This window comes from Pseudomonas sp. 22490, assembly GCF_052044465.1.
Classification (GTDB): Bacteria; Pseudomonadota; Gammaproteobacteria; order Pseudomonadales; family Pseudomonadaceae; genus Pseudomonas; species Pseudomonas aeruginosa.
The window spans coordinates 1-20,022 of the sequence record NZ_JBQENS010000007.1 but is presented as its reverse complement, the minus strand read 5'-3'; the positions used below and the strand labels follow the sequence as shown (position 1 = coordinate 20,022).

35 protein-coding genes are annotated in these 20,022 nt (G+C 57.9%); 8 read left to right on the top strand and 27 right to left on the bottom strand.

The genetic code is table 11. The annotated features are described in order from the left end of the window. Nucleotides 1–25: 25 nt before the first annotated feature. From ACTJJX_RS09675 to ACTJJX_RS09560, 24 genes are all read right to left on the bottom strand, one after another. Nucleotides 26–376, bottom strand: coding sequence for a hypothetical protein (locus tag ACTJJX_RS09675; RefSeq protein WP_023082563.1), 351 nt, complete (start codon nucleotides 374–376; stop codon nucleotides 26–28). Beyond that, nucleotides 373–588: a hypothetical protein gene (locus ACTJJX_RS09670; protein WP_023082562.1), complete on the bottom strand. Its 216-nt coding sequence runs from the start codon at nucleotides 586–588 to the stop codon at nucleotides 373–375. The genes ACTJJX_RS09675 and ACTJJX_RS09670 overlap by 4 nt, the downstream gene beginning before the upstream one ends. After that, nucleotides 585–1,010 carry an ead/Ea22-like family protein gene (locus ACTJJX_RS09665; RefSeq protein ID WP_023082561.1) on the bottom strand — a complete coding sequence of 142 codons (426 nt, stop codon included), beginning with the start codon at nucleotides 1,008–1,010 and terminating at the stop codon, nucleotides 585–587. The genes ACTJJX_RS09670 and ACTJJX_RS09665 overlap by 4 nt, the downstream gene beginning before the upstream one ends. After that, nucleotides 1,003–1,311, bottom strand: coding sequence for a hypothetical protein (locus ACTJJX_RS09660; protein WP_023082560.1), 309 nt, complete (start codon nucleotides 1,309–1,311; stop codon nucleotides 1,003–1,005). Before ACTJJX_RS09660 ends, ACTJJX_RS09665 begins: the two co-directional genes overlap by 8 nt. Nucleotides 1,312–1,313: 2 nt before the next feature. Beyond that, entirely contained in the window at nucleotides 1,314–1,799 is a 486-nt protein-coding gene (locus ACTJJX_RS09655) for a dual specificity protein phosphatase family protein (RefSeq protein ID WP_023082559.1), read from the bottom strand. Next, nucleotides 1,784–1,930: a hypothetical protein gene (locus ACTJJX_RS09650; RefSeq protein WP_023082558.1), complete on the bottom strand. Its 147-nt coding sequence runs from the start codon at nucleotides 1,928–1,930 to the stop codon at nucleotides 1,784–1,786. The genes ACTJJX_RS09655 and ACTJJX_RS09650 overlap by 16 nt, the downstream gene beginning before the upstream one ends. An 83-nt stretch (nucleotides 1,931–2,013) precedes the next feature. Next, on the bottom strand, nucleotides 2,014–2,442 hold the full coding sequence (locus ACTJJX_RS09645) for a hypothetical protein (protein WP_023082557.1): 429 nt from the start codon (nucleotides 2,440–2,442) through the stop codon (nucleotides 2,014–2,016). Next, complete coding sequence (locus ACTJJX_RS09640; RefSeq protein WP_023082556.1) at nucleotides 2,435–3,448, bottom strand: hypothetical protein; 1,014 nt, start codon at nucleotides 3,446–3,448, stop codon at nucleotides 2,435–2,437. The genes ACTJJX_RS09645 and ACTJJX_RS09640 overlap by 8 nt, the downstream gene beginning before the upstream one ends. Beyond that, nucleotides 3,445–3,669 (bottom strand): hypothetical protein, encoded by a 225-nt coding sequence (locus ACTJJX_RS09635; protein WP_023082555.1) that lies wholly within the window; start codon nucleotides 3,667–3,669, stop codon nucleotides 3,445–3,447. The genes ACTJJX_RS09640 and ACTJJX_RS09635 overlap by 4 nt, the downstream gene beginning before the upstream one ends. Before the next feature lie 162 nt (nucleotides 3,670–3,831). Continuing rightward, nucleotides 3,832–4,473, bottom strand: coding sequence for a hypothetical protein (locus ACTJJX_RS09630; protein ID WP_023082553.1), 642 nt, complete (start codon nucleotides 4,471–4,473; stop codon nucleotides 3,832–3,834). A 63-nt stretch (nucleotides 4,474–4,536) separates the two neighbouring features. Beyond that, nucleotides 4,537–4,818 (bottom strand): hypothetical protein, encoded by a 282-nt coding sequence (locus ACTJJX_RS09625; RefSeq protein WP_023082552.1) that lies wholly within the window; start codon nucleotides 4,816–4,818, stop codon nucleotides 4,537–4,539. Next, the gene (locus ACTJJX_RS09620; protein WP_023082551.1) at nucleotides 4,815–5,606 is read right to left on the bottom strand and encodes an ERF family protein; all 792 of its coding nucleotides are present in this window, start codon (nucleotides 5,604–5,606) and stop codon (nucleotides 4,815–4,817) included. The genes ACTJJX_RS09625 and ACTJJX_RS09620 overlap by 4 nt, the downstream gene beginning before the upstream one ends. A gap of 54 nt (nucleotides 5,607–5,660) precedes the next feature. Further along, on the bottom strand, nucleotides 5,661–6,092 hold the full coding sequence (locus tag ACTJJX_RS09615) for a hypothetical protein (RefSeq protein WP_023082550.1): 432 nt from the start codon (nucleotides 6,090–6,092) through the stop codon (nucleotides 5,661–5,663). 297 nt (nucleotides 6,093–6,389) lie between these two features. Then, complete coding sequence (locus tag ACTJJX_RS09610) at nucleotides 6,390–7,016, bottom strand: DNA cytosine methyltransferase (protein WP_352230779.1); 627 nt, start codon at nucleotides 7,014–7,016, stop codon at nucleotides 6,390–6,392. Between the two features lie 170 nt (nucleotides 7,017–7,186). Further along, the gene (locus ACTJJX_RS09605) at nucleotides 7,187–8,029 is read right to left on the bottom strand and encodes an HNH endonuclease (RefSeq protein ID WP_023082547.1); all 843 of its coding nucleotides are present in this window, start codon (nucleotides 8,027–8,029) and stop codon (nucleotides 7,187–7,189) included. Further along, the gene (locus ACTJJX_RS09600) at nucleotides 8,026–8,391 is read right to left on the bottom strand and encodes a hypothetical protein (protein WP_023082546.1); all 366 of its coding nucleotides are present in this window, start codon (nucleotides 8,389–8,391) and stop codon (nucleotides 8,026–8,028) included. Before ACTJJX_RS09600 ends, ACTJJX_RS09605 begins: the two co-directional genes overlap by 4 nt. Nucleotides 8,392–8,393: 2 nt before the next feature. Next, on the bottom strand, nucleotides 8,394–8,654 hold the full coding sequence (locus ACTJJX_RS09595; RefSeq protein WP_124073812.1) for a hypothetical protein: 261 nt from the start codon (nucleotides 8,652–8,654) through the stop codon (nucleotides 8,394–8,396). Nucleotides 8,655–8,910: 256 nt separating this feature from the next. Beyond that, nucleotides 8,911–9,150, bottom strand: coding sequence for a hypothetical protein (locus ACTJJX_RS09590; protein WP_023082544.1), 240 nt, complete (start codon nucleotides 9,148–9,150; stop codon nucleotides 8,911–8,913). Between the two features lie 36 nt (nucleotides 9,151–9,186). Beyond that, a complete protein-coding gene (locus ACTJJX_RS09585; protein ID WP_023082543.1) occupies nucleotides 9,187–9,402 on the bottom strand; it encodes a hypothetical protein in 216 nt (71 codons plus the stop codon). 181 nt (nucleotides 9,403–9,583) lie between these two features. Then, entirely contained in the window at nucleotides 9,584–9,766 is a 183-nt protein-coding gene (locus ACTJJX_RS09580; protein ID WP_023082542.1) for a hypothetical protein, read from the bottom strand. 285 nt (nucleotides 9,767–10,051) lie between these two features. Next, a complete protein-coding gene (locus ACTJJX_RS09575; protein ID WP_023082540.1) occupies nucleotides 10,052–10,258 on the bottom strand; it encodes a hypothetical protein in 207 nt (68 codons plus the stop codon). Between the two features lie 10 nt (nucleotides 10,259–10,268). Further along, a complete protein-coding gene (locus tag ACTJJX_RS09570) occupies nucleotides 10,269–10,565 on the bottom strand; it encodes a hypothetical protein (protein ID WP_171950529.1) in 297 nt (98 codons plus the stop codon). Continuing rightward, complete coding sequence (locus ACTJJX_RS09565; protein WP_023082538.1) at nucleotides 10,540–10,713, bottom strand: hypothetical protein; 174 nt, start codon at nucleotides 10,711–10,713, stop codon at nucleotides 10,540–10,542. The genes ACTJJX_RS09570 and ACTJJX_RS09565 overlap by 26 nt, the downstream gene beginning before the upstream one ends. Then, nucleotides 10,710–10,988, bottom strand: coding sequence for a hypothetical protein (locus ACTJJX_RS09560; RefSeq protein WP_023082537.1), 279 nt, complete (start codon nucleotides 10,986–10,988; stop codon nucleotides 10,710–10,712). Before ACTJJX_RS09560 ends, ACTJJX_RS09565 begins: the two co-directional genes overlap by 4 nt. A gap of 730 nt (nucleotides 10,989–11,718) precedes the next feature. On the opposite strand from ACTJJX_RS09560, the gene ACTJJX_RS09555 reads away from it, so the two are divergent. After that, nucleotides 11,719–12,045 (top strand): DUF1654 domain-containing protein, encoded by a 327-nt coding sequence (locus ACTJJX_RS09555; RefSeq protein ID WP_023082536.1) that lies wholly within the window; start codon nucleotides 11,719–11,721, stop codon nucleotides 12,043–12,045. Nucleotides 12,046–12,097: 52 nt separating this feature from the next. On the opposite strand, the gene ACTJJX_RS09550 is transcribed toward ACTJJX_RS09555, so the two are convergent. From ACTJJX_RS09550 to ACTJJX_RS09540, 3 genes are all read right to left on the bottom strand, one after another. Next, nucleotides 12,098–12,676, bottom strand: coding sequence for a hypothetical protein (locus ACTJJX_RS09550; RefSeq protein WP_031668859.1), 579 nt, complete (start codon nucleotides 12,674–12,676; stop codon nucleotides 12,098–12,100). Nucleotides 12,677–13,079: 403 nt separating this feature from the next. Further along, a complete protein-coding gene (locus tag ACTJJX_RS09545; RefSeq protein WP_023910165.1) occupies nucleotides 13,080–14,042 on the bottom strand; it encodes a hypothetical protein in 963 nt (320 codons plus the stop codon). Between the two features lie 77 nt (nucleotides 14,043–14,119). Next, nucleotides 14,120–14,953: an XRE family transcriptional regulator gene (locus ACTJJX_RS09540; RefSeq protein WP_031657199.1), complete on the bottom strand. Its 834-nt coding sequence runs from the start codon at nucleotides 14,951–14,953 to the stop codon at nucleotides 14,120–14,122. An 89-nt stretch (nucleotides 14,954–15,042) separates the two neighbouring features. Here ACTJJX_RS09540 and ACTJJX_RS09535 point away from each other — a divergent pair, with 89 nt between their 5' ends. From ACTJJX_RS09535 to istB, 7 genes are all read left to right on the top strand, one after another. Beyond that, complete coding sequence (locus tag ACTJJX_RS09535; protein WP_023082532.1) at nucleotides 15,043–15,222, top strand: Cro/CI family transcriptional regulator; 180 nt, start codon at nucleotides 15,043–15,045, stop codon at nucleotides 15,220–15,222. Between the two features lie 32 nt (nucleotides 15,223–15,254). Beyond that, nucleotides 15,255–15,599, top strand: coding sequence for a hypothetical protein (locus tag ACTJJX_RS09530; protein ID WP_023082531.1), 345 nt, complete (start codon nucleotides 15,255–15,257; stop codon nucleotides 15,597–15,599). 128 nt (nucleotides 15,600–15,727) lie between these two features. Continuing rightward, nucleotides 15,728–15,898: a hypothetical protein gene (locus tag ACTJJX_RS09525; RefSeq protein ID WP_023464591.1), complete on the top strand. Its 171-nt coding sequence runs from the start codon at nucleotides 15,728–15,730 to the stop codon at nucleotides 15,896–15,898. Nucleotides 15,899–15,935: 37 nt separating this feature from the next. Next, nucleotides 15,936–16,400 carry a YmfL family putative regulatory protein gene (locus tag ACTJJX_RS09520; protein ID WP_003140700.1) on the top strand — a complete coding sequence of 155 codons (465 nt, stop codon included), beginning with the start codon at nucleotides 15,936–15,938 and terminating at the stop codon, nucleotides 16,398–16,400. Nucleotides 16,401–16,781: 381 nt separating this feature from the next. After that, nucleotides 16,782–17,447, top strand: coding sequence for a YdaU family protein (locus tag ACTJJX_RS09515; RefSeq protein WP_440781968.1), 666 nt, complete (start codon nucleotides 16,782–16,784; stop codon nucleotides 17,445–17,447). A gap of 159 nt (nucleotides 17,448–17,606) precedes the next feature. Further along, nucleotides 17,607–19,121, top strand: coding sequence for an IS21 family transposase (gene istA, locus ACTJJX_RS09510; protein ID WP_146537839.1), 1,515 nt, complete (start codon nucleotides 17,607–17,609; stop codon nucleotides 19,119–19,121). A 17-nt stretch (nucleotides 19,122–19,138) separates the two neighbouring features. Further along, nucleotides 19,139–19,894 (top strand): IS21-like element ISPpu7 family helper ATPase IstB, encoded by a 756-nt coding sequence (istB, locus tag ACTJJX_RS09505; protein WP_045107743.1) that lies wholly within the window; start codon nucleotides 19,139–19,141, stop codon nucleotides 19,892–19,894. Nucleotides 19,895–20,022: the final 128 nt, after the last annotated feature.

The window sequence follows — 20,022 nt, the reverse complement described above, 5'->3', positions numbered from 1 at the left end:
AGAGGCCCTAGTGGGCTCGGCTGGGTTACTTGATCTTGATTTCGCCGTTGAACGGGATAAGGAGTTCCCGGAACTCACGCATCTCAGGGACTGTTACGCCATATCCGAGCAGCTCTCCATTCTCCCTGATGAACATGTGAGCGGCGATGCGTAGTCTCAGCTTCTCCAGAGCATGAAGCCTTCCGATGTAGTCGAGGTCCATCCTTGCCTCGGCTGATGGCGCCGGCTCGAATAAATCCACCACCAATTGACATCCATCCCAAGCGGCCTGTGTGTGGCTGTCCGAATATCGGATGTTTCCCTGGCTGTCCACGTGGGCGGACAGGTCGAATATGCCGGTCATTCGTTTCTCGAATACCTCCCGCATTTCGCTCATTCCCCACCTCCCATAGACTTGCCGATCTCGGCGGCGGCGCGGACTTGCCCAGCCTGGTATGCCTCGCACAGAAGGGCGTGCAGAGACACAAGCTCACCATTACGCTCCAGCCTGAACAGCGAAATATCGCTGCCTTGGCATAGTTTCTGGTCGGTAATCCAGCGCTCACACGCCGCCCGCGCCGCCAGTTCGAGTAGTGTGCGGTCGTTCATTGCGTTGCTCCTTTCCCCAAGGCCTTGATGATCTTCGGCCACAGGGTGTTGTCGTTGCTGCGCCAGGTTGGATCATCCACTACGGCCTGTAGCGCTCCCCGCAGCGCCTCGTTCTCCGCCTTGAGCCCGTCGATCTCGTCCAGCAGGGCGAGGAGGGCTTTGGGGTTGGCGGATGCGATGTATTTCAAATTCTCTGCGGGCGCTACTATGTCAGGCCAGCCATCATGCGGGTGCGTGCATGGACGAAGTACATCTCCATCACCGCTGTCGGTTCCGATGCGGCGCCAACTGCACCCGGTTTGAACACGCCAAGGCCCAGGCGTTGCCGCCTTAGCCAGCCTCCGCAGCTCTGCGTGGTCGGTCATGATCTGGTCCGCCTGCTTCACGCTTTCCAGCAGTTCGTTGAAAAGTGGCTCATCCATTTTCCTTCACCTCGATTCCGGCTTGCTGGAGGGCTTGAGTGATCCGGTCAGTCGCATAGCAGTAGCCGGTATCGAAGTTGTCACGGCAGGAGTTCTGCCAGTCACGTTGACAGTCCTCAATGCCGTCGTCCGGCAACTCCACCCTCAGAGCCGCGCGGCTGGCTTTCCAGGCCAACCATCTATCGTTTATCCGGTAGTCGGAGTACATGCCGTCGGGGTTGGTGTTCAACTTCGCGCCGTAACGAGTGCAGACTTTTCTGCCTGATACCCACGCTTCAAACTCTTCTCTCATGTCAGGCACGGTCAGGACTCCTTTGGGTGGCCACGAAGCCGGTCGGCCAACTCCATCTCGGCGTAATAGGCGCTCATGCTTTCGGCATCGTTGAGATTCAACGTTCCGTAGACATGTCGGTTGTAGAATTGCGTGGTGCCTAGGCAAGGCTTCGACAGGTTCAGGGTGTAACCGCGCTTGTCGGCCAGGAACTTAGCGACTGCGGCGGATCGGCTCATGCCTGCTTGGCAGTGGACGATGATCGGCTCATCGCCGCACTCGTTCACGAAGTCGTGGATCTGCTTGGCGTCAATGTGGCTGAATACCAGAAAGCCATCGCTTCCCAAGTACCCGTCGACGTCATCAAACTCCACCCGGAGAACGCGTTTGTGATCGCAGGCAAAGGCATACCAATCGCCCTTGCTGCCGATGCTGATCACGTTGCTCGGTATCTCGACCTTGCTGGCATCCACGGCGGAGAGGAATGTCACCTCCCGCCTGTTCATTGCTTGCTCCATCTGCTCAACTCCTGTCCTTTCAACTCGGTCTGCCTGTAGAGTTCCTGCATATCCCCGACGACCCGGAAGATTCCCAGGACGAAGAGAACGATGACTATCACTGCCAATATGGTTTCGTTGTCGTTGTCCACGGTTGTTCCTCCGGGGTCGGATGCGTTGGTTTCGTTGTTGGGAGTCGATGCCGGAATCCCGGCATCGGAGGGAAATCAGAGGGTTACTCTTGCTCGCTCAGCAGGGCGCGCAGTGGTCTCCCGTGATCGTCGTATTCTGGCCTCTCTGGCGGGTAGGCTTCGGCGGTCATAGCCTGATCGATTGCGGCGCGCAGGTTCTCGGTATAGCTCTCGCCAACAACCCGGATGTGCGGTGCACCCTGATAGTACCCAACGATCTCGATACCGATGCTGCTGTCGCCGGCGTGGGCATTTGAGCTGCTGCCGTGGCGCACGTCCCAGCAGTTATCCTCGATCGCGTCGAGCCTCGCCTTGTCCCTGCGCAGTGCTGCGACTTCCTCCCTTAGCGCCTGGGCCTCGGCTTCTAGCTTGGCGTAGTCGGCATATCTGACGTACTGGCCATGCTCTGACGCATACGGAACAACGCTCTCGAACTGGGACACGGTGAAATTCAAGCGCTTCACCTTACTCATGACCTACCTCCTTGCCGGGCGCGGCGGCGAGCATGGCAGCGATGGCAGAATGCAGCTTCGACTCGTCGTATGGCTGCTCGCTGATGCGCTTGATGTTCAGTTGGTTCCGCGCGCCTTGGAGGACAGGCCACTTGAAGATTAGGGCATCGGCGATCTGTTCAGCAGGCAGTTTCGCTGTCGAGTAGCGCAGGCCGTCCAGCTCGCAATAGAGCTTGGCCAGGAAGCGGCACAGGTCGGATGTGCCATCCGGCACGCTGTGCTGAGCCTGGGCTACAGGGGCTGTGTAGAGCTTCGTGCCCGGCTGCATGTCTTGCAGGTCGCGATGGAAATCAAGGCTGTTCCAGTCTTCACCCGGCACCTTCGCAACGGTCGCCACCGGCTCCTGCTTCTCCAGTTCCTGCAATCGCGCATCGGCGTCTCGCCAACGGTTTTCCCAGTAGCGTTCTGCTCCGCCTTGGCCGAGACGGACGCAGTGGGCTTCAAGCTCCGCGACCCTGGCCATGGCGGCGTCGCGCTGTTGCTCCACACGATTGAACATTTCTGCCCAACGGGCGACGCTGGCTGCATGCTGCGCGACAGTCATCAGTTCATCGTTTGCATTGAGCGGACCGCACTGGCCGAGGACGACAGGATTCGAATGCACGACGCGAGCCACCACCTCCGGCCGCTCCGCCTCTGCCTGCTCCGCCTGCGCTGGGGAGGGTTGTGCGCACATATCGCACGGCTCGGTTTCATATTCGGGGGGTTGGAACTCGCCCTGGTAGTGGGGGCCGCTGACGACGATCTGGCCGGAGTCATTGCATGTCGCGCACTTCGGGGAGGGTTGCGCCAGGGCGGCGCGGGCTTGCCAGCCAGTCCATCCGCCGTCATCGAATGGGGTTCCGTAGGCGTCCTGGTCGTAATCAGCACGACATACCGGCCTACCCATTGCAGCAAAAGCAGCCTCAAACGCAGCGCGCTCATCCCCGCCTGCCTGCTCTACCGATTCCTTGTTCAGTTCGCTCATTTCACTGCCTCCCACACCTCGGCATTGCCGAGCGCATCGATTGATGTGTACGTGCTGTGCCCGCTGGCTTCTTGAAGCTCAACTGATCCGCCGGCTTCGAGAACAGCGATGTATCTGCGATTAGTTGGCTTGTGCCGGAAGATCTTTCCGACGACGCACTGCGCGTTGATATGTCGGACCTGGTAGCTGTCGGCGAAACAGCCGTGTTCGTGCATGCTCATGCTGCTACCCTCGGGGCTATGCCCATGTCTCTGTCGTGGTGTCCTGCGAGCCATAACGAACGCTCATAGAGCATGTGCAGTCCGTAGGGGCAGGCCTGTAGACGTTCGCCGCGGTCGCGTGCTTCGACGCCCTCGCGGTATTCGTCTGTCGATTCGGGGAACTCAAGCCGCTGCTTTTTCATCTTGCGTCCCATGCTTCTTGGAAGCCTTCTCGATGGCGACGCATGCCTTGCATCGGGTGCAGATTCCAGCGTGCGAGTCCTTTTTCGCGTGATACTCAGTAACTGGTTTCGTCTCACGACAGGCTGAGCAGCGCTTGACCATCACGCCGTCGATCTTTGCGATCTGCCCGTGGTCTAGCTTCCACTGCTCGTCTCGGATGACCTTGAATCGTTGGCGGCAGTCTTTTCGCTCCGGTGCACGGATCTTGTCCGCCCGTTTGTCTCGCCCGAAGTAGTTCGAAAGGAGGCGCTGAAGCACGTAATCCCGGATACCAAGCGCGTCGGCGGCCCCCTTGCGGTCCGGGCAGCAATCGAGCAGGACATCAAGAGCAGCAACAAATGGTTCGTCCTTGATCTCCTGGGCGGTTTGCTTGCCCATAGAACGGATACGTCCGTTGAACATTGCTGGAGCCGAGTCTCCGGATACTCCTACCGGGATTTCCTTAATGGCCCCTCCCGACGACATGAACTCCGAAACCATTCGGTCGATATCCTCATGCGTCATGCTGTGCGGAACTGCTACCGGCTTCAGCCAAGCATCTGCCGGGATATAGATTTCAACGGGTGCAAGATCGGTGTTCATGGCTTTCTCCGGGCAAAATAAAAGGCCCTCAATAGGGCCTTTAATTTCGCGTAACTTGTTGATTTAGAACGGGATATCGTCGTCGAAGCTGTCGTTAGCCTGAGCTTGTCGAGGCGCGCTCTGCTGTTGTTGAGGCTGATCCTTCTTCGGCTCGAACAGCGCAAGCCAGACTCCGCCATCGTCTGATCGTTGCGGGCAACCTGCCGGGTTGAAGCAGGCATCGAGTTTCAGCCGGTACCCTTTCTGCGTGCTGACGATCACGCCGACCTTGCGGTTCAGGTACTTGACCTGGCCGTCCTTCTCGTACTGGCCAACGCTGGCCACGACGTCGTATTTCACGCTCATGCTTCAGTTTCTCCGTAGTAAGCCTTGCGGAACTCGCTGGACTTCATGATTTCTCGTTCTTTCGTGGTGAAGCATCCGCCTTTGCTGGGCGCCTTCCACAGCTTGGTTTTGGTTTCTTCGTCCAGGGTGAACCACTCTTCAGCGGCAGTGCTGTAGTCGCCCTCCATGATCCCCAGCTTGATGGCGTCCACGCTCGCCTGGTATTGCTTTACGAGGCGCTCATAGTCGTTCTCCGCTGCTGCGGCAGTGAACGCATCGTCGTCCTCACCGTGCGTGGTGAAGTTCAGCAGGGCGCCCGCGGTATAACGCTTTCCGTAGCTGACGGAACTGGCAACAGCCTGGACGGCGTTCTTGTTGCCGCTGGTGTCTGCCGGCAGAACGATCGTTGTGCGCTCACTGTGTCCTGCGCGATGAGTCAGAACTCCCTCCACCTCGATTCCTTTGTCGCAGCGCGGCATGCGGAAGCTGATGGAGAAGCCGTGCTTCGCCAGGATCGGCTTGAGCTTCTCGTTGATGTCTTCCCAGAGGGCGTAGGTGTATCGACCTGCTGCGTTTCCCCGCTCGCCGATGGCGGGCAGTTCCTGCTGCATGGCCGCCATGGCATCAGCGTATTGCTGTTCGGCCTGCTTGGCTTGCATACGCTCGTGCATGGCCATCAGGCGCTCGAGCTTCTCGATATCGCAGGATGGGTCGGATGCAGCTTTCTGGATTACCTGAAGCACTGTCGTTGCTTCGTTGGCTTGGATGACGGCAGCACTTTCCTGCCGCTGTGCAACTGCGTTGCTCATCGGTTGTACCTCGGTATCAGGAGTAGGCCGCGCATGCGCAGCCAGTGAAGGTGGTTAGGCGGTTGCTTGAGCGATGGCGTGGTCCGCAGCTTCGCTGAATGCGTAAGAGAAGCCGTACTGCGTCCAGTGTTCTCCGGGGATGACATCCGAGTATTTCTTCACAACTTGAACCCGCCACTGCGGATGAAGAAAGCCGCAGTCTTTGATTCCCATCGCGAAGGCATCTTCAGACGTATCTCTTAGCTGTACAGTCCCGTCTGAAAAGCTCTGGTAGTCATGGGACACAACGGCGGTTAAGCCATCGGTCGGGGTCCACGTTTCAAGGTCGGTGCCAAGATAATCGCCGTGCCAGACGATCACTATGTCGCCCGTGTGGATTTCGACTGGATCGCCCCAGGTGCTTTTTGCTTTAACTGGGATGCCGACATCGCAAAGGCAGCATTTTCCAGAAAAAACGCGCAGAGCACCGATTGTGTGCTTGCTCATATCGTTCTCCAGGTAGAAGGGAAAAGGCGCTTACGGCGCCACTCGGCAGCGTCACCCCCGCGGGATGAATAGCGTTGCGCTAGAAGCCGCTGCTGCGGGTGTTTTCTTCATGCCGCCCACCGCCCGCTGGGGAAGCCGCAGTTATCCGGATTACCGGCCTGCTGCGGACAGGTGCGTAGATTCTGCGGTGATGATTCCGCCCCAGATCGGGCCGGCTGCCAGGATGAAGAGGTACAGCAGGCCGCCGAAGAGGCTTCCTAGCCAGATTGATGTTCGACGAGTTCTCATGCTGCCTCCTTATGCGAGCGCAAGAAGCACCAGTGCTGTCGCAGCCACGATTGGAATTTGGCCATTTCCAGTGGACTTGAATCGCTCCATCCTTCTGGCCATCCCATTAGCCACTCTTGGTTCTCCGGGCTTGGCCTGCCAAACGCCATGACGAAAGCCCGAGCTGAAGGCCATTTCTGCATTGATTGCGCGGCGTAGTTTGCTTTTGTCGTCGGCGTATGCAAGTAGCCAATGTCTTTCCCGAATGTGGTCACCACCCAGGTCAGACGCTCCAAGGGAAATGGCTTGGGTGCGGTAACCCATAGCCCGACAGTCTTCTGCGGCATATTCGATTGCGACTTCCGAAACGTTTTCGGCGAAGACGTACCAGGGAGCAACATCTGCCACGACTCTCCGCATCTCCGGCCAAAGGTCTTCAGCGTTGTTTCGTCCAGAAGGGGCAGTGCTGTACTTCTGGCAGGGAAATCCTCCAGATACGAGTCCAGCTCTTCCGCGGTAGGGTCTTCCATCAAACGTTCGGATGTCACTGAAGATTGGGAAGTGTGGGACTGCTCCGTCTCTCTGACGCTGAGTGAGCACCCTTCTTGAGTGTGCTCTGTACTCAACAGCGCCGATGCACCGGATGCCGAGCAGCATTGATGCGAGCAGTCCGCCCCCGTCGCCAGTGAAGAGTGATAACTCATTCATCTGTCCTCCTCATAGCCCCGCAACCTCAACAAACGCCACGGCAAAGGCCAGGATGCTGCCCAAGAAAAAGGCCGCGAAGAACGTTGTCTTGGCGGCCTTGGTCAGGTCGATGGTGATTGTCATGTGGATGACTCCTGGCGGCGGTAGCCGGCGTCATAGAGTGCGTAAAGCGTAGGGTACTGATATGGAACTCCTTGAATTGACATAGCCATATCACCGACTGCCTTCTCCCGCTCCTCGGCGGCGATCTGCTCGGGGGTGTTCGCATACTCGCCGTGCGATATTTCCCGCTGCATGGCCAACCAGCTAACAGCTTCTGTCAAAGTGCGGAAGGTTTTAACTGCGCGAGAACCGTCACTAAGCTTGACGCGCGCTTGGTAATTTCCGGAAGGACGAAGCCGAACACCCTTTACCCCAAGAACGTTGTCTATGCGAACGTTTGAGTTCTGCTGGTTTTGCTGTTGGTTGGCTAGTCGCAGATTTTCTAACCTGTTGTCGTCACGCATGCCGTTGATGTGGTCAATCTCGCAATCTGGCAGTTCACCATGATGCATCAGCCAAATGATCTGATGAGCATGCAGCTTAGTCTTGCCGACGTTTACGCGACGGTAGCCGTGATGGGTGATGAAACCAGCCACGCGCCCTATGAATCGCTTTTGCTGATTCTCTTTCCACCTCAAGCATCCGGTTTCTGGGTCGTAAGAAAAAATCCGCTTCATTTCCTGCTGTAACTCACACACCGTCCCAATCGGCGGCAGGCCCTGGCCGTCCCATGGTTTATCTATCCATTCCCAATACTCAGAGAACACGTGATAGGGACCATCCTCGCCTTCTCCCTCGTATCCTTCTCTGCTCATATAGTCAGATGGACGCTTAGAAAATACAAAGAATGCAGTTTTACTTATGATACGGGCGAATGCTCCGATACATCCCTCCGGTGCCTTGCTCCAGTCAATGCTCATACTCGTCTCTCCCTAACCAGCTTCTCAGCGTTCTCGATAAGCGTGGATTCGAATGCGCGGAACCAGATGCGTTGGGCCAGTTCCAGGTCGCCTCGGCGGACGGCTAGGAGTAGCTGAGTCATCGGGCACTCTTTGCTGTCGACTTCCGCTAGCCACTCAGGGACGAATCCGGCGAATCCGTAGACCGTAAACTCAGGGCCGATAAAGGGCCTTTCTTTCCGATCATGGAACGGCACGCAATCACCGTCCTCGCAGTTCAGAAGCTTGCCGACTTGCTTAGTGACATACTCGCGGTCGCCGTCATAGTCGGGCGGTAGCGCGTTGTCCCAGCGTTCCTGTGCGTATTTCAATGCAGTGTTCATGGCTAAATCTCCATCGCTTCGATCAGATCAACAGCTTCACTGGTCGGGTCGAACTTCGTGCAAATAGGACCACAGAAGAAAGGGGCGTTCTCTTTGTCATCCACCCAGCCATCACACCATTCACTTTCATCCCGGTTAAGAGTGCAGTACCCACAACTTGCAATCTGATTAGCAGGCTGCCCGTTCACAAACGGGAAAACTTCGCTATATGACTTTGATCCGTTACTGCCAACTTCTACGTGCGGACGGAATTCAATTTTCATGTCTCACCTCGCGTTCGCGTGCATGCGGCAGCGTTCCGAATCGCTGTCGTCATACAGGCGAAAAAATGCCCGGACTTGCCGGGCTAATGAGGGGTAGGGTGGGGATGGCCTGGATGCCAGCCAGGCAAGCGGTGCAAAACGTCAACAGTGGCGTCACCATTGGTGGAGAGGACAACAGCTCGCCGCTATTCGTACGCCCGCCTTGGCAGGCCCGCTTACTCATCCCCATTGAAGGGTGGCGTCCTTGCCGGGGAAGTCAGGCGCTGCTCTTCTCTCGCACAACAATCTCGTGTGTCGCCAGGCAGTCCCGACAGATAGCAGCGATGTCGCCGCAGTAGTCGAGCTTGCAATTCGTACCGAGCATCATCTCGTCAGCAGGGATGTGGTAGCCCCACGAGTCGTTGCCGTTCTTATCTGGCCACTCGTAGTTCAGGTTCGCGTCGTAGAAGCATTTCCCCCCGCAGACGTCGCACGAGTAGTAGTCACCAGCTGCCATATCTTGCCTCCAGTGTGTGTATGCGCCAGGGCGCGGTTAGGCGGTGGCCTTGAGTTCGTTGAACATGGCTCTAGCGCCGTCATGCTGTGAATCTGCATGAGCACGCCAGCCGGCAGAGTTGAGCCGTTCAATGAACGCGTCAGCCGATTGCATCCACTCAGGCCCGACGCCTTGAAGCTTCGTATTAGGATCTCCTTCAAATATCGGCACCCACAGGTAGTTCTCCGCCCTCCAGCCAATGAGCTTGCTCATTCTGTCCTCCTCCTGTCAGGCGTCTTGCGGTTGAATAGGGCGACGCTTCAAACGGATCGGCAAAAACATCGTCAGAAGCAGAATTCCCCACATTGCAGCGAACTCAAAAAGGGTTGGCATGGATTCCTCTCTTGCCCGGAGGCGGTGTTCGTTGATGCCCCGGCGAACCGGGGCGTGGTGGTTAGGCAGGGAAAATTTCAGCAACCGTGAAGGCGTCCTTGCGTCCGCTGTTCAAGGTGACGAACACCGGGAATGCGCAGTTCTCGCGGATTTCGCTGATGACGCCGTGGCCTCCACCTTGTGCGTACACCTTTTGCCCAACCGACAGTTTTTTGAGGGTGTCGCTAAAAACTACGGTCTTCATCGTCTTGCCCTCCAGGGCGTGTTGACTTCCTCGATGCCCCTCTTGCGAAGGGCATCTGAGAAATCGTTTATTCATGGGTTTATGCTGAGTAGAGATACCAAGGGTTTAAACCGTCCTTGTGCCTCCAGATGAATCGGTCAAGCTCATGCGAACATGGCGGCTTGAAAATGCAGATATTCCCGTCGACTTTCTCGCACCAACCGATAAGCTCGCCGGCTGGCTTGGTCATGTGCTGCTCACTGGCGAAGATGCGGCAGCCCTGCATCGGCTTGAAGAACTGGGATATCACGCGTGCATCCTCACGGTGATGTAGCCGTTGCTGGCAACAACGTGGTCCCAGTGGTTGAACCAGATGAGGTCGCCGAACTTCTTCATTGCGGCCTGGCGTACCTTGATCAGCACGTCATCCGGTGTCTCGTTGCATTCCGGCAGAGCAATCCAATCCAGGCGTTTGCCGTTGCTCAGGTGCGCATCGACATTGAATTGAGCCATTTCAGTCTCCTTACCAGGGTTTCCCAGCGTTGATGTATGCGCTTCCTGCGAGTTGCGTGAGCGCAACTAGCTCCATCGAATCGACCTCACCGCCGTAGTACAGGCCGCGCAGCATTCCAACCGTTTCGTGGTACGAAATGAGCGCCTCGCGATCGTCTTCCTCCTTGCGGAGGATCCGAAGTGCCTGGCGTACAGCATTTGAGGATTTTTCATTCATTTTCTGCTCCTCCAGGGCGTTGACTTCTTCGATGCCCCTCTTGCGAAGGGCGACTGAGGAAATCTCAAAACCGCTTCTTTGCGTTCTCATTCACTTCGCGTTTCCTGCTATTCAGCTCTACGAGCCGCTCGGCTTCATCGTCTTCGTTGATCCAGTTGAATGCCGCAAGAACTAGGCGCGAGTATTCGCGCCCGTCTGCTTTCAGGCTTGCGGGCGCAGCCTTTGGTCTGATCTTCATGCGACCCCCTCAAACGTCGTGCTCGATGCGGAAACGCCAAAGCGCGCCCAGTTGCCCGGCGAGTAGAACTGAACAACCTTTGCAATCTTGATGATGTGTTCAGCACCGAAGCGAAAGGACTTGCCCTGATGCAAGCGCGGCTTGGTCAGCTTTTTGTCGAGGCAGGTGGCGCCCACAAGCCTGCCGTCGCTAAGACGGATTCCGTGCCTCAGGGCGCGCCCACAGTGCTCGCAATTGCAGTCGCTTTCGTAGCCTACTATTGAGATCTGGCTCATTGCTGTTTCCCTCGTTTGATTTCCCGTCTTGCCCTCCAGGGCGTGTTGACTTCTTCGATGCCCCTCTTGCGAAGGGCATCTGAGAAATCGGTGTTTCTCCCGCGTTCGCCTAACTGGGCTTCTACAACTCGCGGGTGGTGTGTCCTCACCACTGCCGATAGCAGCTCGGACTCGATGTGTTTGGCCTTGGGCTTCCCTCGCAACGCCTTCAATCGGCATACAGCGCTGGTCATGGGGTATCAGTGTTACTCCGCGCTTGAGTGCAGCCCGGCGGCCCGTTGAGTAGGGCACGTACGCGCGGATTGCCGACCCGAACATCGGCTGGGCTTAGTACTGCATTGGCTGTTTCCTCCTATCGGTGTCATCTCGGTCGCTTCTCCTTGTCGGGGTTCGTTCCCACTCCTGCGTTCGCTTCTTTGGTCTATTGGCAGGTGACTTGAGCGACGTCGCGTGCAACGCATGGGCTTGCACGGCTGGACTGTCCGGCCCAGCTCGGGCTGCGTCTTTTGCCTCTCCCAGCGTCTCGCGACGTTGGCGCAGCAGAGGGTTCCCAAATTGTCGAAAGAGCGGTCGGCTCGGTGGCCTGTGCCAGCGGTGTTACGCCTTCGCTGTATTGCTTGTGCTGTTTACAATCCGGCTTGCATTTATAAAAGCATGCTTGTTTTTATAATGCAAGCAGCCTTGTGATTATTTTTAATACTGTATGAATGAACAGTGCAAGGAGGGGCTTATGGCCAAGCAGAAGAAAGCGCAGCAACCCCGGCAGGAGATCACGGCTGCGGATCGCCTAGGACTGAGGGTGTCGGCAATGATCAATGCGCCGAAGGCGCAGCTAGAACGCGCGGTGACTGTTCACCGGCTAGATACTGATACGGACGAGGCGTGGGAGGCCGTGATGGAACTGATCGCGGAGGAGGATGGGGTTGAGCTGATTTTCAACGATGACGGCTCAGTGACCCTGCGGTGGGCGCTTCGGAACGAGAGTGAGCATCAAGCTATCTATCCCGAGGTTGAGCCTGTGGAGGAGATCATGAGAGAGGATGAGGCCCCATTCTGACTCCATGAAAAAGCCCGCGCTAGGCGGGCTGTGCGATCACGGTCAGGGGAGGCTAGAGCTTGGAGGCATCACTCTTGGTTTTTTCAGCGGCGGCCCGAGAGTTGGCCTCTGCGGCCGGCTTGTTGAGCACTATTGCGCCGAAGGTATTTATGTCTGTCGAGAATCGCTCAAGCGTAATGCTGACGCGCGCACCATCCCATACCAGAGTGTCGTTGGTGAAGGATGCCCCGGCCTTGGTTTTCACTGATGGTGCGGTGCGGGATGTGGGCTTTCCGTATTTCTCGGTGAAAAGCTCGGTCACTTTATCGAAATCATCGGTATTACCCGTAAGCATGAAGTATTCCACCTGGCCTTGGTTCAGCTTGGCGGAAAGGTGATAGTTGTACCGAAGACCGATCGAGGGCTTTCCCTCAATCGTGTAGATATTGCCATATGGTTTTTCCCGGCAAAGCTGTGTCTGCTGGAAACCAATCACGCCTGGCGCGCACTGAGGGAGCGCCATGATGCTGCTACTTTCGAAGGTCAGACCAAGGAAACTTGATGGCTCATGGGTCCATGCCTTTGCGGATGGCTTTGCGGCAAAGGCCGAACCTGATGCGAGGATAACTGCAAGGATGACTGCTGACTTCATAGGTACCTCCCTGTGAATTGAACCGCCATCCTACCACCCTGGCTCGTCGCCATCACGCGGGCGCGGACCTGCTCAGGTAGGCTCAGGATTCGGTGTCAGGCGGGAGGGGCCGCGCTGGGGCGAGTTCAGCGCCTGGGCATGGCTGTCGTCAGTTCAGTGCAGAGCAGGGAGGGAAGGGCAGGGAGGAACGAAAAGGCCGCGCCGGGGAAGGTTCCGGCGCGGCCTAGTCCTTTCGGTGTTGTGCCTTCAAGGACGCCTCAATGTAACAAATGCGCGGCTGATGTGAAAAGGCCGCGCTGGAGTCGAGGCGCGGCCTGTTGCCGAGCTGCTGTCATCCCTGGCCGGCGGAGGGAATCTGTCAAAGGCGGGCAGGGACCAAAAGCCCGTAGTGCAGGGCTTCGTGTCACTGAATCTGTCTGGGAGTGTACATAGAGCCGATATGAAGAGCTTCTTCTTTTCCACCCTGAAGTAGGTGAGCTTTCTTCAGGATGTACGCTGGGAACTTGGTCACCAAGTAATCATTCCTGAACCACCTTCGGAATTCAGCAAGCGCAGCGTTCGGATAAGCCTTAGCTTCCTGTGGGTTGCTTTGCGCTTGCGGATAGCGCGGCGGGAAATTGTGTTTCCACGAAATTCGCTCGCCATGCTGTGCCGCCAAGTTGTTTTCCTGCCAGTGCTTCGCCCACATCTGGCCAACGCTGATGTCCGGAATAGTCTTGTGATTAACGGTTAGATCAGCCGTGATCAGGTCGACAATCAAGCCGGTAATCTCGTGGAAGACGATGAAATAACCATCCGGCGAACTATTGGCCAGCAGGGATACACGCTCGTGATGATACTGCCACCTGTCGCCGGGTGTGTAGTTGAGAGATTCGTAGATGTATCGCTGCAGGCCAAACTCAGCGAAGCGTCGATAGCTATCGATGGCCTGCCTTCCTGGGCTTCTGGTCTCGAATGCGTAGTACTCCAGTATCGCCATGCATACGATATCTGGGTAGGCGTAGTGAGGACTTCCGTCCCTCGTGGTCTCGATGAAAAGCTTGCGGTCGGTGTAGCCGCGATCGAACAAATACTGCTTGATGAACGATATTCTGTCTTTCGACAGGATATCGTCATCGTAGTGTTCTTCCCATTCCTGAGTGATCTCCTGAATAGCGCTTCGCGGAGCCCCAGTGACGAGCGCAAGGCCGCGCTGGGTTAGGAATGGAATACCGTTCTCCAGAATACCCATTTCCACGCCATTGACATCGCGCTGAACCTCGATACCCAGATCTAGAGCGAATTGCTTTGGGGTGGCCGGCAAAGACCTTCTTTTCACATATAACTCCTTGATTAATAATGAAAATTTGGCGGCCTGCTCAGCCATCAGATACATGACCCGCCCATAGCTACAGATCCCCACCCCGCCAGATGACCTTGCCTATGATGCGGTGCCTCTGCCCATCACAGCCTTTTCGCGTTCCAGACCAGCAACACTCTGGCCTGAATGTAGGTTTCATCCACTCGAATATCCTCTGGAGGGTGGCTTGTATTGTCCGAGATCATCTTGAAGTGGTCTGACCCTTTCAACTGTAGGCGCTTGATATAGAAGAGTCCCTGCCAGGTGAACGCGTAGATACCGTCGCCGGTGAACTCGCGAATGCTGGCATCGACGATTAGCGGATCTAGGTTCTGGATGGTCGGGGCCATCGACTGTCCGTCGCCAGTGATTATCTTCAGATGTGATGGATCCTTGTACTTAACGCCAAGTTCGCGCAGATGCTGCTGGCTGACCGTGACATCGCGGAACATCTCTGGGAAATCTTGAACAACCTTTCCATTGCCCATCGCCCCCTGAACATCGTAATGAGCGATGCGAATCTCATCGCCCACCAGTGGCTTGCGGGAGAAGTCGGCGATGATCACATTGTCTGCGGCCTCCACCACGGGCTGATCATCCAGAGTGTCTAGCACTGCCTGCTCCAAGCGCTGCTGCTGATCGGGACGAAGCTTTTTGCCTTGCAACATTTGAAGGAACTTCTCTGCCGCACTGCTCGTTGCTTTTCGTCTAGGTGGCTCTCCTGAACCAGATAGAAGCCAGTCCACCGTCGTGTCATAGCCCTCGGCCAGAGCGGTCAAATTTTCATTTCTGATGTTTTCAGTGTCGCCGGCAAACCATTGCCTCACGGCCTCATAGCTGATGCCGCACGTGTTGGCGATATCTCGCTTTACCCCGCGGGGGCCGATCTCCGGCTTTCTGGCGAGTACGAGCTTGGTAATCCGGTCTGTGGTTTTCATGTTGAGAAATCTACAAGGTAGCTTGCCAAGCATGCTTGCTTTGTAATTGCAAGCATGCTTGAATTGGTGCGAGTGAACTGGAGTCGCCTATGACCAAGACCCAAGTGATCAGCCACTTCCGCGGCGTTTCGAAGGTAGCCAAAGCCCTCGGCATTACCTATGAGGCGGTGCGCCAGTGGCCAGAAGAAATTCCAAAACTCCGCCAGTACGAGATTGAGCGCATTACGAAAGGCGCCCTGAAGGTCGCTACTGAGCAGTCCGCCGCCTAACCCGATCCAATCTACCGGCCGGGAGGCCAGCCATGACCGAATTCATGCAAATCCTGATCTTTGGGGCCTCGTTGGCGATGGCCTATTTCCTGGGCGCCACGTCGTCGAGGAAGAGCTCCAGTGAAATCCGGCTGATCGACAAGTGGCCAACGGCCTACATCCAGTTCGACTCAGGCATGAGCCAAGAGGATGCGCTGCGCTTCCTCGAGCTGGCCCGCGAAATGGTTCTGGACGGGCCAGAGAAAGTGACTGCCGAGAAAGCGCTGAAGGATGACGAGGAGAGCCGAGACGCTTTCTGGGCGCAGTCTCTCAAGACTGGTTTGGCCTCGTTCGAATCGCGTTCCAAGTCTTCACATAACCCTCGAGACCCCCAATGACTTCGTCCGGCAGTTGCGAGTACGCCAAGAACGATCGCATGTGCGCAATTTCGTTATCGAACCCGTCGAGAACCCTCCCGAGTTCCGCAGGTGTTAGCGAGCGTGCCATTGCCATAAGGAAGGCGTTGATGCCCATCAGTTCGCCTTTCTGCGCGTTGATCGTCGCAACGATCTTGTCGATTTCGTCAGTCATGTCCGGCCTCCGCGGCCTTTTCGTGTGGAAGCAAAAAGCTACCACGGTTGCGCCGGACTCCACATTCGAAGCGCTGGCTTTCGCCGTCCCCTCAATTCACGGCTGACAGCGTATAGCACCGACCTCATGGGAAGAACTAGAGCATGAAAACGCCCGTACTAGAGACCCGCAGAAAGGTAATGACCACGGTAGCCAATGCTTATCCGGGAGGTCGCGATTGCGCTGCTGCGCGACTGGGGATTCCGCTGAAGCGCCTGGAGAACCAGATGTACGAAACGGCGGGCGTGAAGCCCCTGAGCGACGGCGACCTGTACGTCCTGGAGCAGGAGATGGGGACTTCCTATCTGCCGGACTACATCTGCGCGATGTACGGGGGAGTGTTTGTGCGGACGCCGGAAGCGGGCGATCTGGACAACGTAGACCTGCACCACCGTTCGCTGCGTACAGCGGTTAAGCGTGGCCGGGTTGATCAGATGATCGCTCTGGCCCTGGAGGACGGGGAGATCAGCGCCGATGAGGCGAAAGAGATTTTGGCCTTGCATGCCAAGCACATGGCCGCCAGGCATGAAGAGGTTCGGGCCGTGCTCGAACTGCACAGGGCGAAGTGACTATGCGCCCTCATCTCACGAACTCTGACTACGCCGCAATGGCTAACGCTGCTGAAGAGCTGGCGGGTATGGGTTCGAGTGATTGGAGGCGCAGATACAACAAAGCCCTGAGCGACTACTACAGGGCTTTGTCGGTGCGTGGATCGGTGGCAGCCGAATCACGCTTGGGGAAACAACATCAGGTGACAGGTGAATTATGCAACCTCGAACGCTGACTTACAACGCCTTGGAGCTTCGTCCGGCGAAGAACTCCATTGCCATCTGCCAAGGTGATCAGGTCGTGACCATCACTCTGGATCAACTCCACCAGTTCACAAGCGATCTCTGCATCCTCGCCGCCTCCATGCGCGAAGACATGCGCAATCCGCTGGAGGGCGAGGAATGAACTTCTATCCGTTCCATCCTGGCGACTACATGCTCCGCACTGCCCACTTGGAGCCTATGGAGGACCTGGCGTATCGCCGTCTGTTGGACCTGTACTACGTCGGCGAAAAGGCCATTGAAGGCACCGCTGAATCCATCGCGCGCGTCATCCGCATGCGCTCAAGCGTTGCTGAAGTGGCTGCTGTGCTCGGCGAATTCTTCGTGGAAGAGGGTGGCTGCTGGAGCCACAAGCATTGCGATGAGGTGATCGCCAAGTACCGCGAAAAGGCGACCATAGCTGCTGAAAACGGCAGGAAAGGCGGGCGTCCGCGCAAGCGAGAAGAGAGCCAACAGGAACCAGAAAATAACCCAGGGAAAACCCATCCGGTTATTTCTGGGTTGCAAGAAGAAAGCGGATCGAAAACTAACCAAGAACCAAAACCAAATAACCAAGAACCAAAAGATAACCCCCCCAACCCCCCTGCCGGGGGCGGCGAGGATTCGAGCGGTTATCCGCAGGAATTCGAAGCGTGCTGGGCGAAGTACCCGAAGCGTGCTGGCGGTAATTCCAAGAAGGCCGCCCACAAGGCCTGGGCAGCGCGAATCCGGGAAGGTGTGACAGCCGAGGCACTGGATACCTGCGGATTCCACGGTCATCTGGCCACCCATTCCATGAGCATCTGACCACCGATTCCACGGTGATCCGGCCACCCATTCCACGCGCATCCGGCCACTGATTCCACGGCCATCCGGCCACTCAACCGGGCAGGCAGTAACGCAGGATTTCTTCACTACCATCGACCTCTTTTTCGAAGCAGAGAGGTCGTCGTGGAGCGTTTATCCATGCGTAAGATTCGCGAAGTACTACGTCTCAAGTTCGAGGTCGGACTATCGGCTCGCCAGATTGCGGTCAGCGTGCAGGTCGGTCGTGTCACCGTCGGCGACTACCTCAATCGTTTTGCCGCCAGCGGTCTCAGTTGGCCCTGTTCGTTGTCCGATGCCGAGTTGGAGCAGCAACTGTTCCCGCCGGCCCCGGCGGTTGCCAGTGAGAAGCGGCCTTTACCCGATTGGGCATGGGTGCATGCCGAACTGCGCCGCCCCGGGGTGACCCTGGCGCTGCTCTGGCAGGAGTACCGCCTGAGCCAGCCTCAGGGCTTTCAGTACAGCTGGTTCTGTGAGCACTACCGAGCCTGGCAGGGCAAGTTGGACGTGGTGATGCGTCAGGAGCACCGCGTCGGCGAGAAGCTGTTCGTCGACTATGCCGGCCAGACGGTGCCGGTTATCGATCGCCACAGCGGCGAGATCCGCCAGGCGCAGGTGTTCGTCGCGGTGCTCGGCGCGTCCAGCTACACCTTCGCCGAAGCCACCTGGTCGCAGCAGCTGCCGGACTGGCTAGGCTCCCATGCCCGCTGCTTCGCCTTCCTCGGCGGCGTGCCGGAGATCGTGGTGCCGGACAACCTGCGCAGCGCGGTGAGCAAGAGTCACCGCTACGAGCCGGACATCAACCCCAGCTACCGCGATCTGGCCGAGCACTATGGCGTGGCGGTGGTGCCGGCGCGGGCACGCAAACCGCGCGACAAGGCCAAGGCCGAAGTCGGCGTGCAGGTGGTCGAGCGTTGGATCCTCGCCGCACTGAGGAATCGGCAGTTCTTCTCCCTGGATGAACTCAACACGGCCATCGCCGGGCTGCTGGAGCGGCTCAACCAACGCCCGTTCAAGAAGCTGCCGGGCTCCCGGCAGTCGGCCTTCGACAGCCTGGATCGTCCGGCGCTGCGCCCCCTGCCGGAGCAACCCTACGTCTACGCCGAGTGGAAGAAGGCGCGGGTGCACATCGACTACCACGTCGAGGTCGATGGGCATTACTACTCGGTGCCGTATCAACTGGTGAAGAAGCAGCTGGAGGTGCGCCTGACGGCGCGCACCGTCGAGTTTTTCCACGCCAACCAGCGAGTGGCCAGCCACCTGCGCTCAATGCACAAGGGCAGGCACAGCACGCAGGCCGAGCACATGCCCAAGAGCCATCGCGAGCATGCCGAGTGGACGCCGCAACGGCTGATCCGCTGGGCCGAGCAGACCGGGCCGAACACCGCCGGCGTGATCCGGCACATCCTCGAACGGCGCATCCATCCGCAGCAGGGCTACCGGGCCTGCCTGGGCATCCTGCGCCTGGGTAAAACCCACGGTGAGGCGCGTCTGGAGTTGGCCTGCCGTCGCGCCATCAGCCTCGGCACGTGCAGCTACAAGAGCCTCGAATCGATCCTGCGCCAGGGGCTGGAAAACCTGCCGCTAGCTCAAACCAACCTGCCGCTGCTGCCGGACGACCACGCCAACCTGCGCGGATCCGCCTACTACCACTGACCCCAAGGAATCCCACCATGCTGCCCCATCCGACCCTGGACAAGCTGCAAACCCTGCGCCTGCACGGCATGCTCAAGGCGCTGAATGAACAACTGAAAACCCCGGACATCGACAGCCTGAGCTTCGAAGAACGCCTCGGCCTGCTGGTCGACCGCGAGCTGACCGAACGCGATGACAAGCGCCTGAGCAGCCGCCTGCGCCAGGCCCGGCTCAAGCACAACGCCTGCCTCGAAGACATCGACTACCGCAGCCCGCGCGGACTGGATAAGGCGCTGATCCTGCAACTGAGCAGTGGCCAGTGGCTGCGCGACGGCCTCAACCTGATCATCGGCGGCCCCACCGGTGTCGGTAAAACCTGGCTGGCCTGTGCCCTGGCCCACCAGGCCTGCCGGGAGGGCTACAGCGTGCGCTACCTGCGCCTGCCACGTTTGCTGGAAGAACTGGGTCTGGCCCATGGCGACGGCCGCTTCGCCAAGCTGATGAGCAGCTACGCCAAGACCGACCTGCTGATCCTCGACGACTGGGGCCTGGCCCCGTTCACCGCCGAACAGCGGCGCGACATGCTGGAGCTACTGGACGACCGCTACGGCCAGCGCTCGACCATCGTCACCAGCCAGATGCCGGTGGACAACTGGCACGAGCTGATCGGCGACCCGACCCTGGCCGACGCCATCCTCGACCGCCTGGTGCACAACGCTTATCGGATCAATCTGAAGGGTGAATCAATGCGCAAACGGACGCAGAAATTGACGACGCCGGGCACCTCAGACTAACAATGCCACCCCTGCGTCGCTGCGCTCCGACTGCCCGGCCGGATGGCCGTGGAACAGGTGGCCAGATGGCCGTGGAATGCCTGGCCAGATGAGCGTGGACTGGGTGGCCGGATGGTGTGGAATCCGCA

Excerpts from the sequence above, each read along its gene's own strand:
- ACTJJX_RS09675 (WP_023082563.1), bottom strand. The coding sequence starts at position 376 with ATGAGCGAAATGCGGGAGGTATTCGAGAAACGAATGACCGGCATATTC.
- ACTJJX_RS09670 (WP_023082562.1), bottom strand. The coding sequence starts at position 588 with ATGAACGACCGCACACTACTCGAACTGGCGGCGCGGGCGGCGTGTGAG.
- ACTJJX_RS09665 (WP_023082561.1), bottom strand. The coding sequence starts at position 1,010 with ATGGATGAGCCACTTTTCAACGAACTGCTGGAAAGCGTGAAGCAGGCG.
- ACTJJX_RS09655 (WP_023082559.1), bottom strand. The coding sequence starts at position 1,799 with ATGGAGCAAGCAATGAACAGGCGGGAGGTGACATTCCTCTCCGCCGTG.
- ACTJJX_RS09645 (WP_023082557.1), bottom strand. The coding sequence starts at position 2,442 with ATGAGTAAGGTGAAGCGCTTGAATTTCACCGTGTCCCAGTTCGAGAGC.
- ACTJJX_RS09640 (WP_023082556.1), bottom strand. The coding sequence starts at position 3,448 with ATGAGCGAACTGAACAAGGAATCGGTAGAGCAGGCAGGCGGGGATGAG.
- ACTJJX_RS09635 (WP_023082555.1), bottom strand. The coding sequence starts at position 3,669 with ATGAGCATGCACGAACACGGCTGTTTCGCCGACAGCTACCAGGTCCGA.
- ACTJJX_RS09630 (WP_023082553.1), bottom strand. The coding sequence starts at position 4,473 with ATGAACACCGATCTTGCACCCGTTGAAATCTATATCCCGGCAGATGCT.
- ACTJJX_RS09625 (WP_023082552.1), bottom strand. The coding sequence starts at position 4,818 with ATGAGCGTGAAATACGACGTCGTGGCCAGCGTTGGCCAGTACGAGAAG.
- ACTJJX_RS09620 (WP_023082551.1), bottom strand. The coding sequence starts at position 5,606 with ATGAGCAACGCAGTTGCACAGCGGCAGGAAAGTGCTGCCGTCATCCAA.
- ACTJJX_RS09615 (WP_023082550.1), bottom strand. The coding sequence starts at position 6,092 with ATGAGCAAGCACACAATCGGTGCTCTGCGCGTTTTTTCTGGAAAATGC.
- ACTJJX_RS09610 (WP_352230779.1), bottom strand. The coding sequence starts at position 7,016 with ATGCTGCTCGGCATCCGGTGCATCGGCGCTGTTGAGTACAGAGCACAC.
- ACTJJX_RS09605 (WP_023082547.1), bottom strand. The coding sequence starts at position 8,029 with ATGAGCATTGACTGGAGCAAGGCACCGGAGGGATGTATCGGAGCATTC.
- ACTJJX_RS09600 (WP_023082546.1), bottom strand. The coding sequence starts at position 8,391 with ATGAACACTGCATTGAAATACGCACAGGAACGCTGGGACAACGCGCTA.
- ACTJJX_RS09595 (WP_124073812.1), bottom strand. The coding sequence starts at position 8,654 with ATGAAAATTGAATTCCGTCCGCACGTAGAAGTTGGCAGTAACGGATCA.
- ACTJJX_RS09590 (WP_023082544.1), bottom strand. The coding sequence starts at position 9,150 with ATGGCAGCTGGTGACTACTACTCGTGCGACGTCTGCGGGGGGAAATGC.
- ACTJJX_RS09585 (WP_023082543.1), bottom strand. The coding sequence starts at position 9,402 with ATGAGCAAGCTCATTGGCTGGAGGGCGGAGAACTACCTGTGGGTGCCG.
- ACTJJX_RS09580 (WP_023082542.1), bottom strand. The coding sequence starts at position 9,766 with ATGAAGACCGTAGTTTTTAGCGACACCCTCAAAAAACTGTCGGTTGGG.
- ACTJJX_RS09575 (WP_023082540.1), bottom strand. The coding sequence starts at position 10,258 with ATGGCTCAATTCAATGTCGATGCGCACCTGAGCAACGGCAAACGCCTG.
- ACTJJX_RS09570 (WP_171950529.1), bottom strand. The coding sequence starts at position 10,565 with ATGAGAACGCAAAGAAGCGGTTTTGAGATTTCCTCAGTCGCCCTTCGC.
- ACTJJX_RS09565 (WP_023082538.1), bottom strand. The coding sequence starts at position 10,713 with ATGAAGATCAGACCAAAGGCTGCGCCCGCAAGCCTGAAAGCAGACGGG.
- ACTJJX_RS09560 (WP_023082537.1), bottom strand. The coding sequence starts at position 10,988 with ATGAGCCAGATCTCAATAGTAGGCTACGAAAGCGACTGCAATTGCGAG.
- ACTJJX_RS09555 (WP_023082536.1), top strand. The coding sequence starts at position 11,719 with ATGGCCAAGCAGAAGAAAGCGCAGCAACCCCGGCAGGAGATCACGGCT.
- ACTJJX_RS09550 (WP_031668859.1), bottom strand. The coding sequence starts at position 12,676 with ATGAAGTCAGCAGTCATCCTTGCAGTTATCCTCGCATCAGGTTCGGCC.
- ACTJJX_RS09545 (WP_023910165.1), bottom strand. The coding sequence starts at position 14,042 with ATGGCTGAGCAGGCCGCCAAATTTTCATTATTAATCAAGGAGTTATAT.
- ACTJJX_RS09540 (WP_031657199.1), bottom strand. The coding sequence starts at position 14,953 with ATGAAAACCACAGACCGGATTACCAAGCTCGTACTCGCCAGAAAGCCG.
- ACTJJX_RS09535 (WP_023082532.1), top strand. The coding sequence starts at position 15,043 with ATGACCAAGACCCAAGTGATCAGCCACTTCCGCGGCGTTTCGAAGGTA.
- ACTJJX_RS09530 (WP_023082531.1), top strand. The coding sequence starts at position 15,255 with ATGACCGAATTCATGCAAATCCTGATCTTTGGGGCCTCGTTGGCGATG.
- ACTJJX_RS09525 (WP_023464591.1), top strand. The coding sequence starts at position 15,728 with ATGCCCATCAGTTCGCCTTTCTGCGCGTTGATCGTCGCAACGATCTTG.
- ACTJJX_RS09520 (WP_003140700.1), top strand. The coding sequence starts at position 15,936 with ATGAAAACGCCCGTACTAGAGACCCGCAGAAAGGTAATGACCACGGTA.
- ACTJJX_RS09515 (WP_440781968.1), top strand. The coding sequence starts at position 16,782 with ATGAACTTCTATCCGTTCCATCCTGGCGACTACATGCTCCGCACTGCC.
- istA (WP_146537839.1), top strand. The coding sequence starts at position 17,607 with ATGCGTAAGATTCGCGAAGTACTACGTCTCAAGTTCGAGGTCGGACTA.
- istB (WP_045107743.1), top strand. The coding sequence starts at position 19,139 with ATGCTGCCCCATCCGACCCTGGACAAGCTGCAAACCCTGCGCCTGCAC.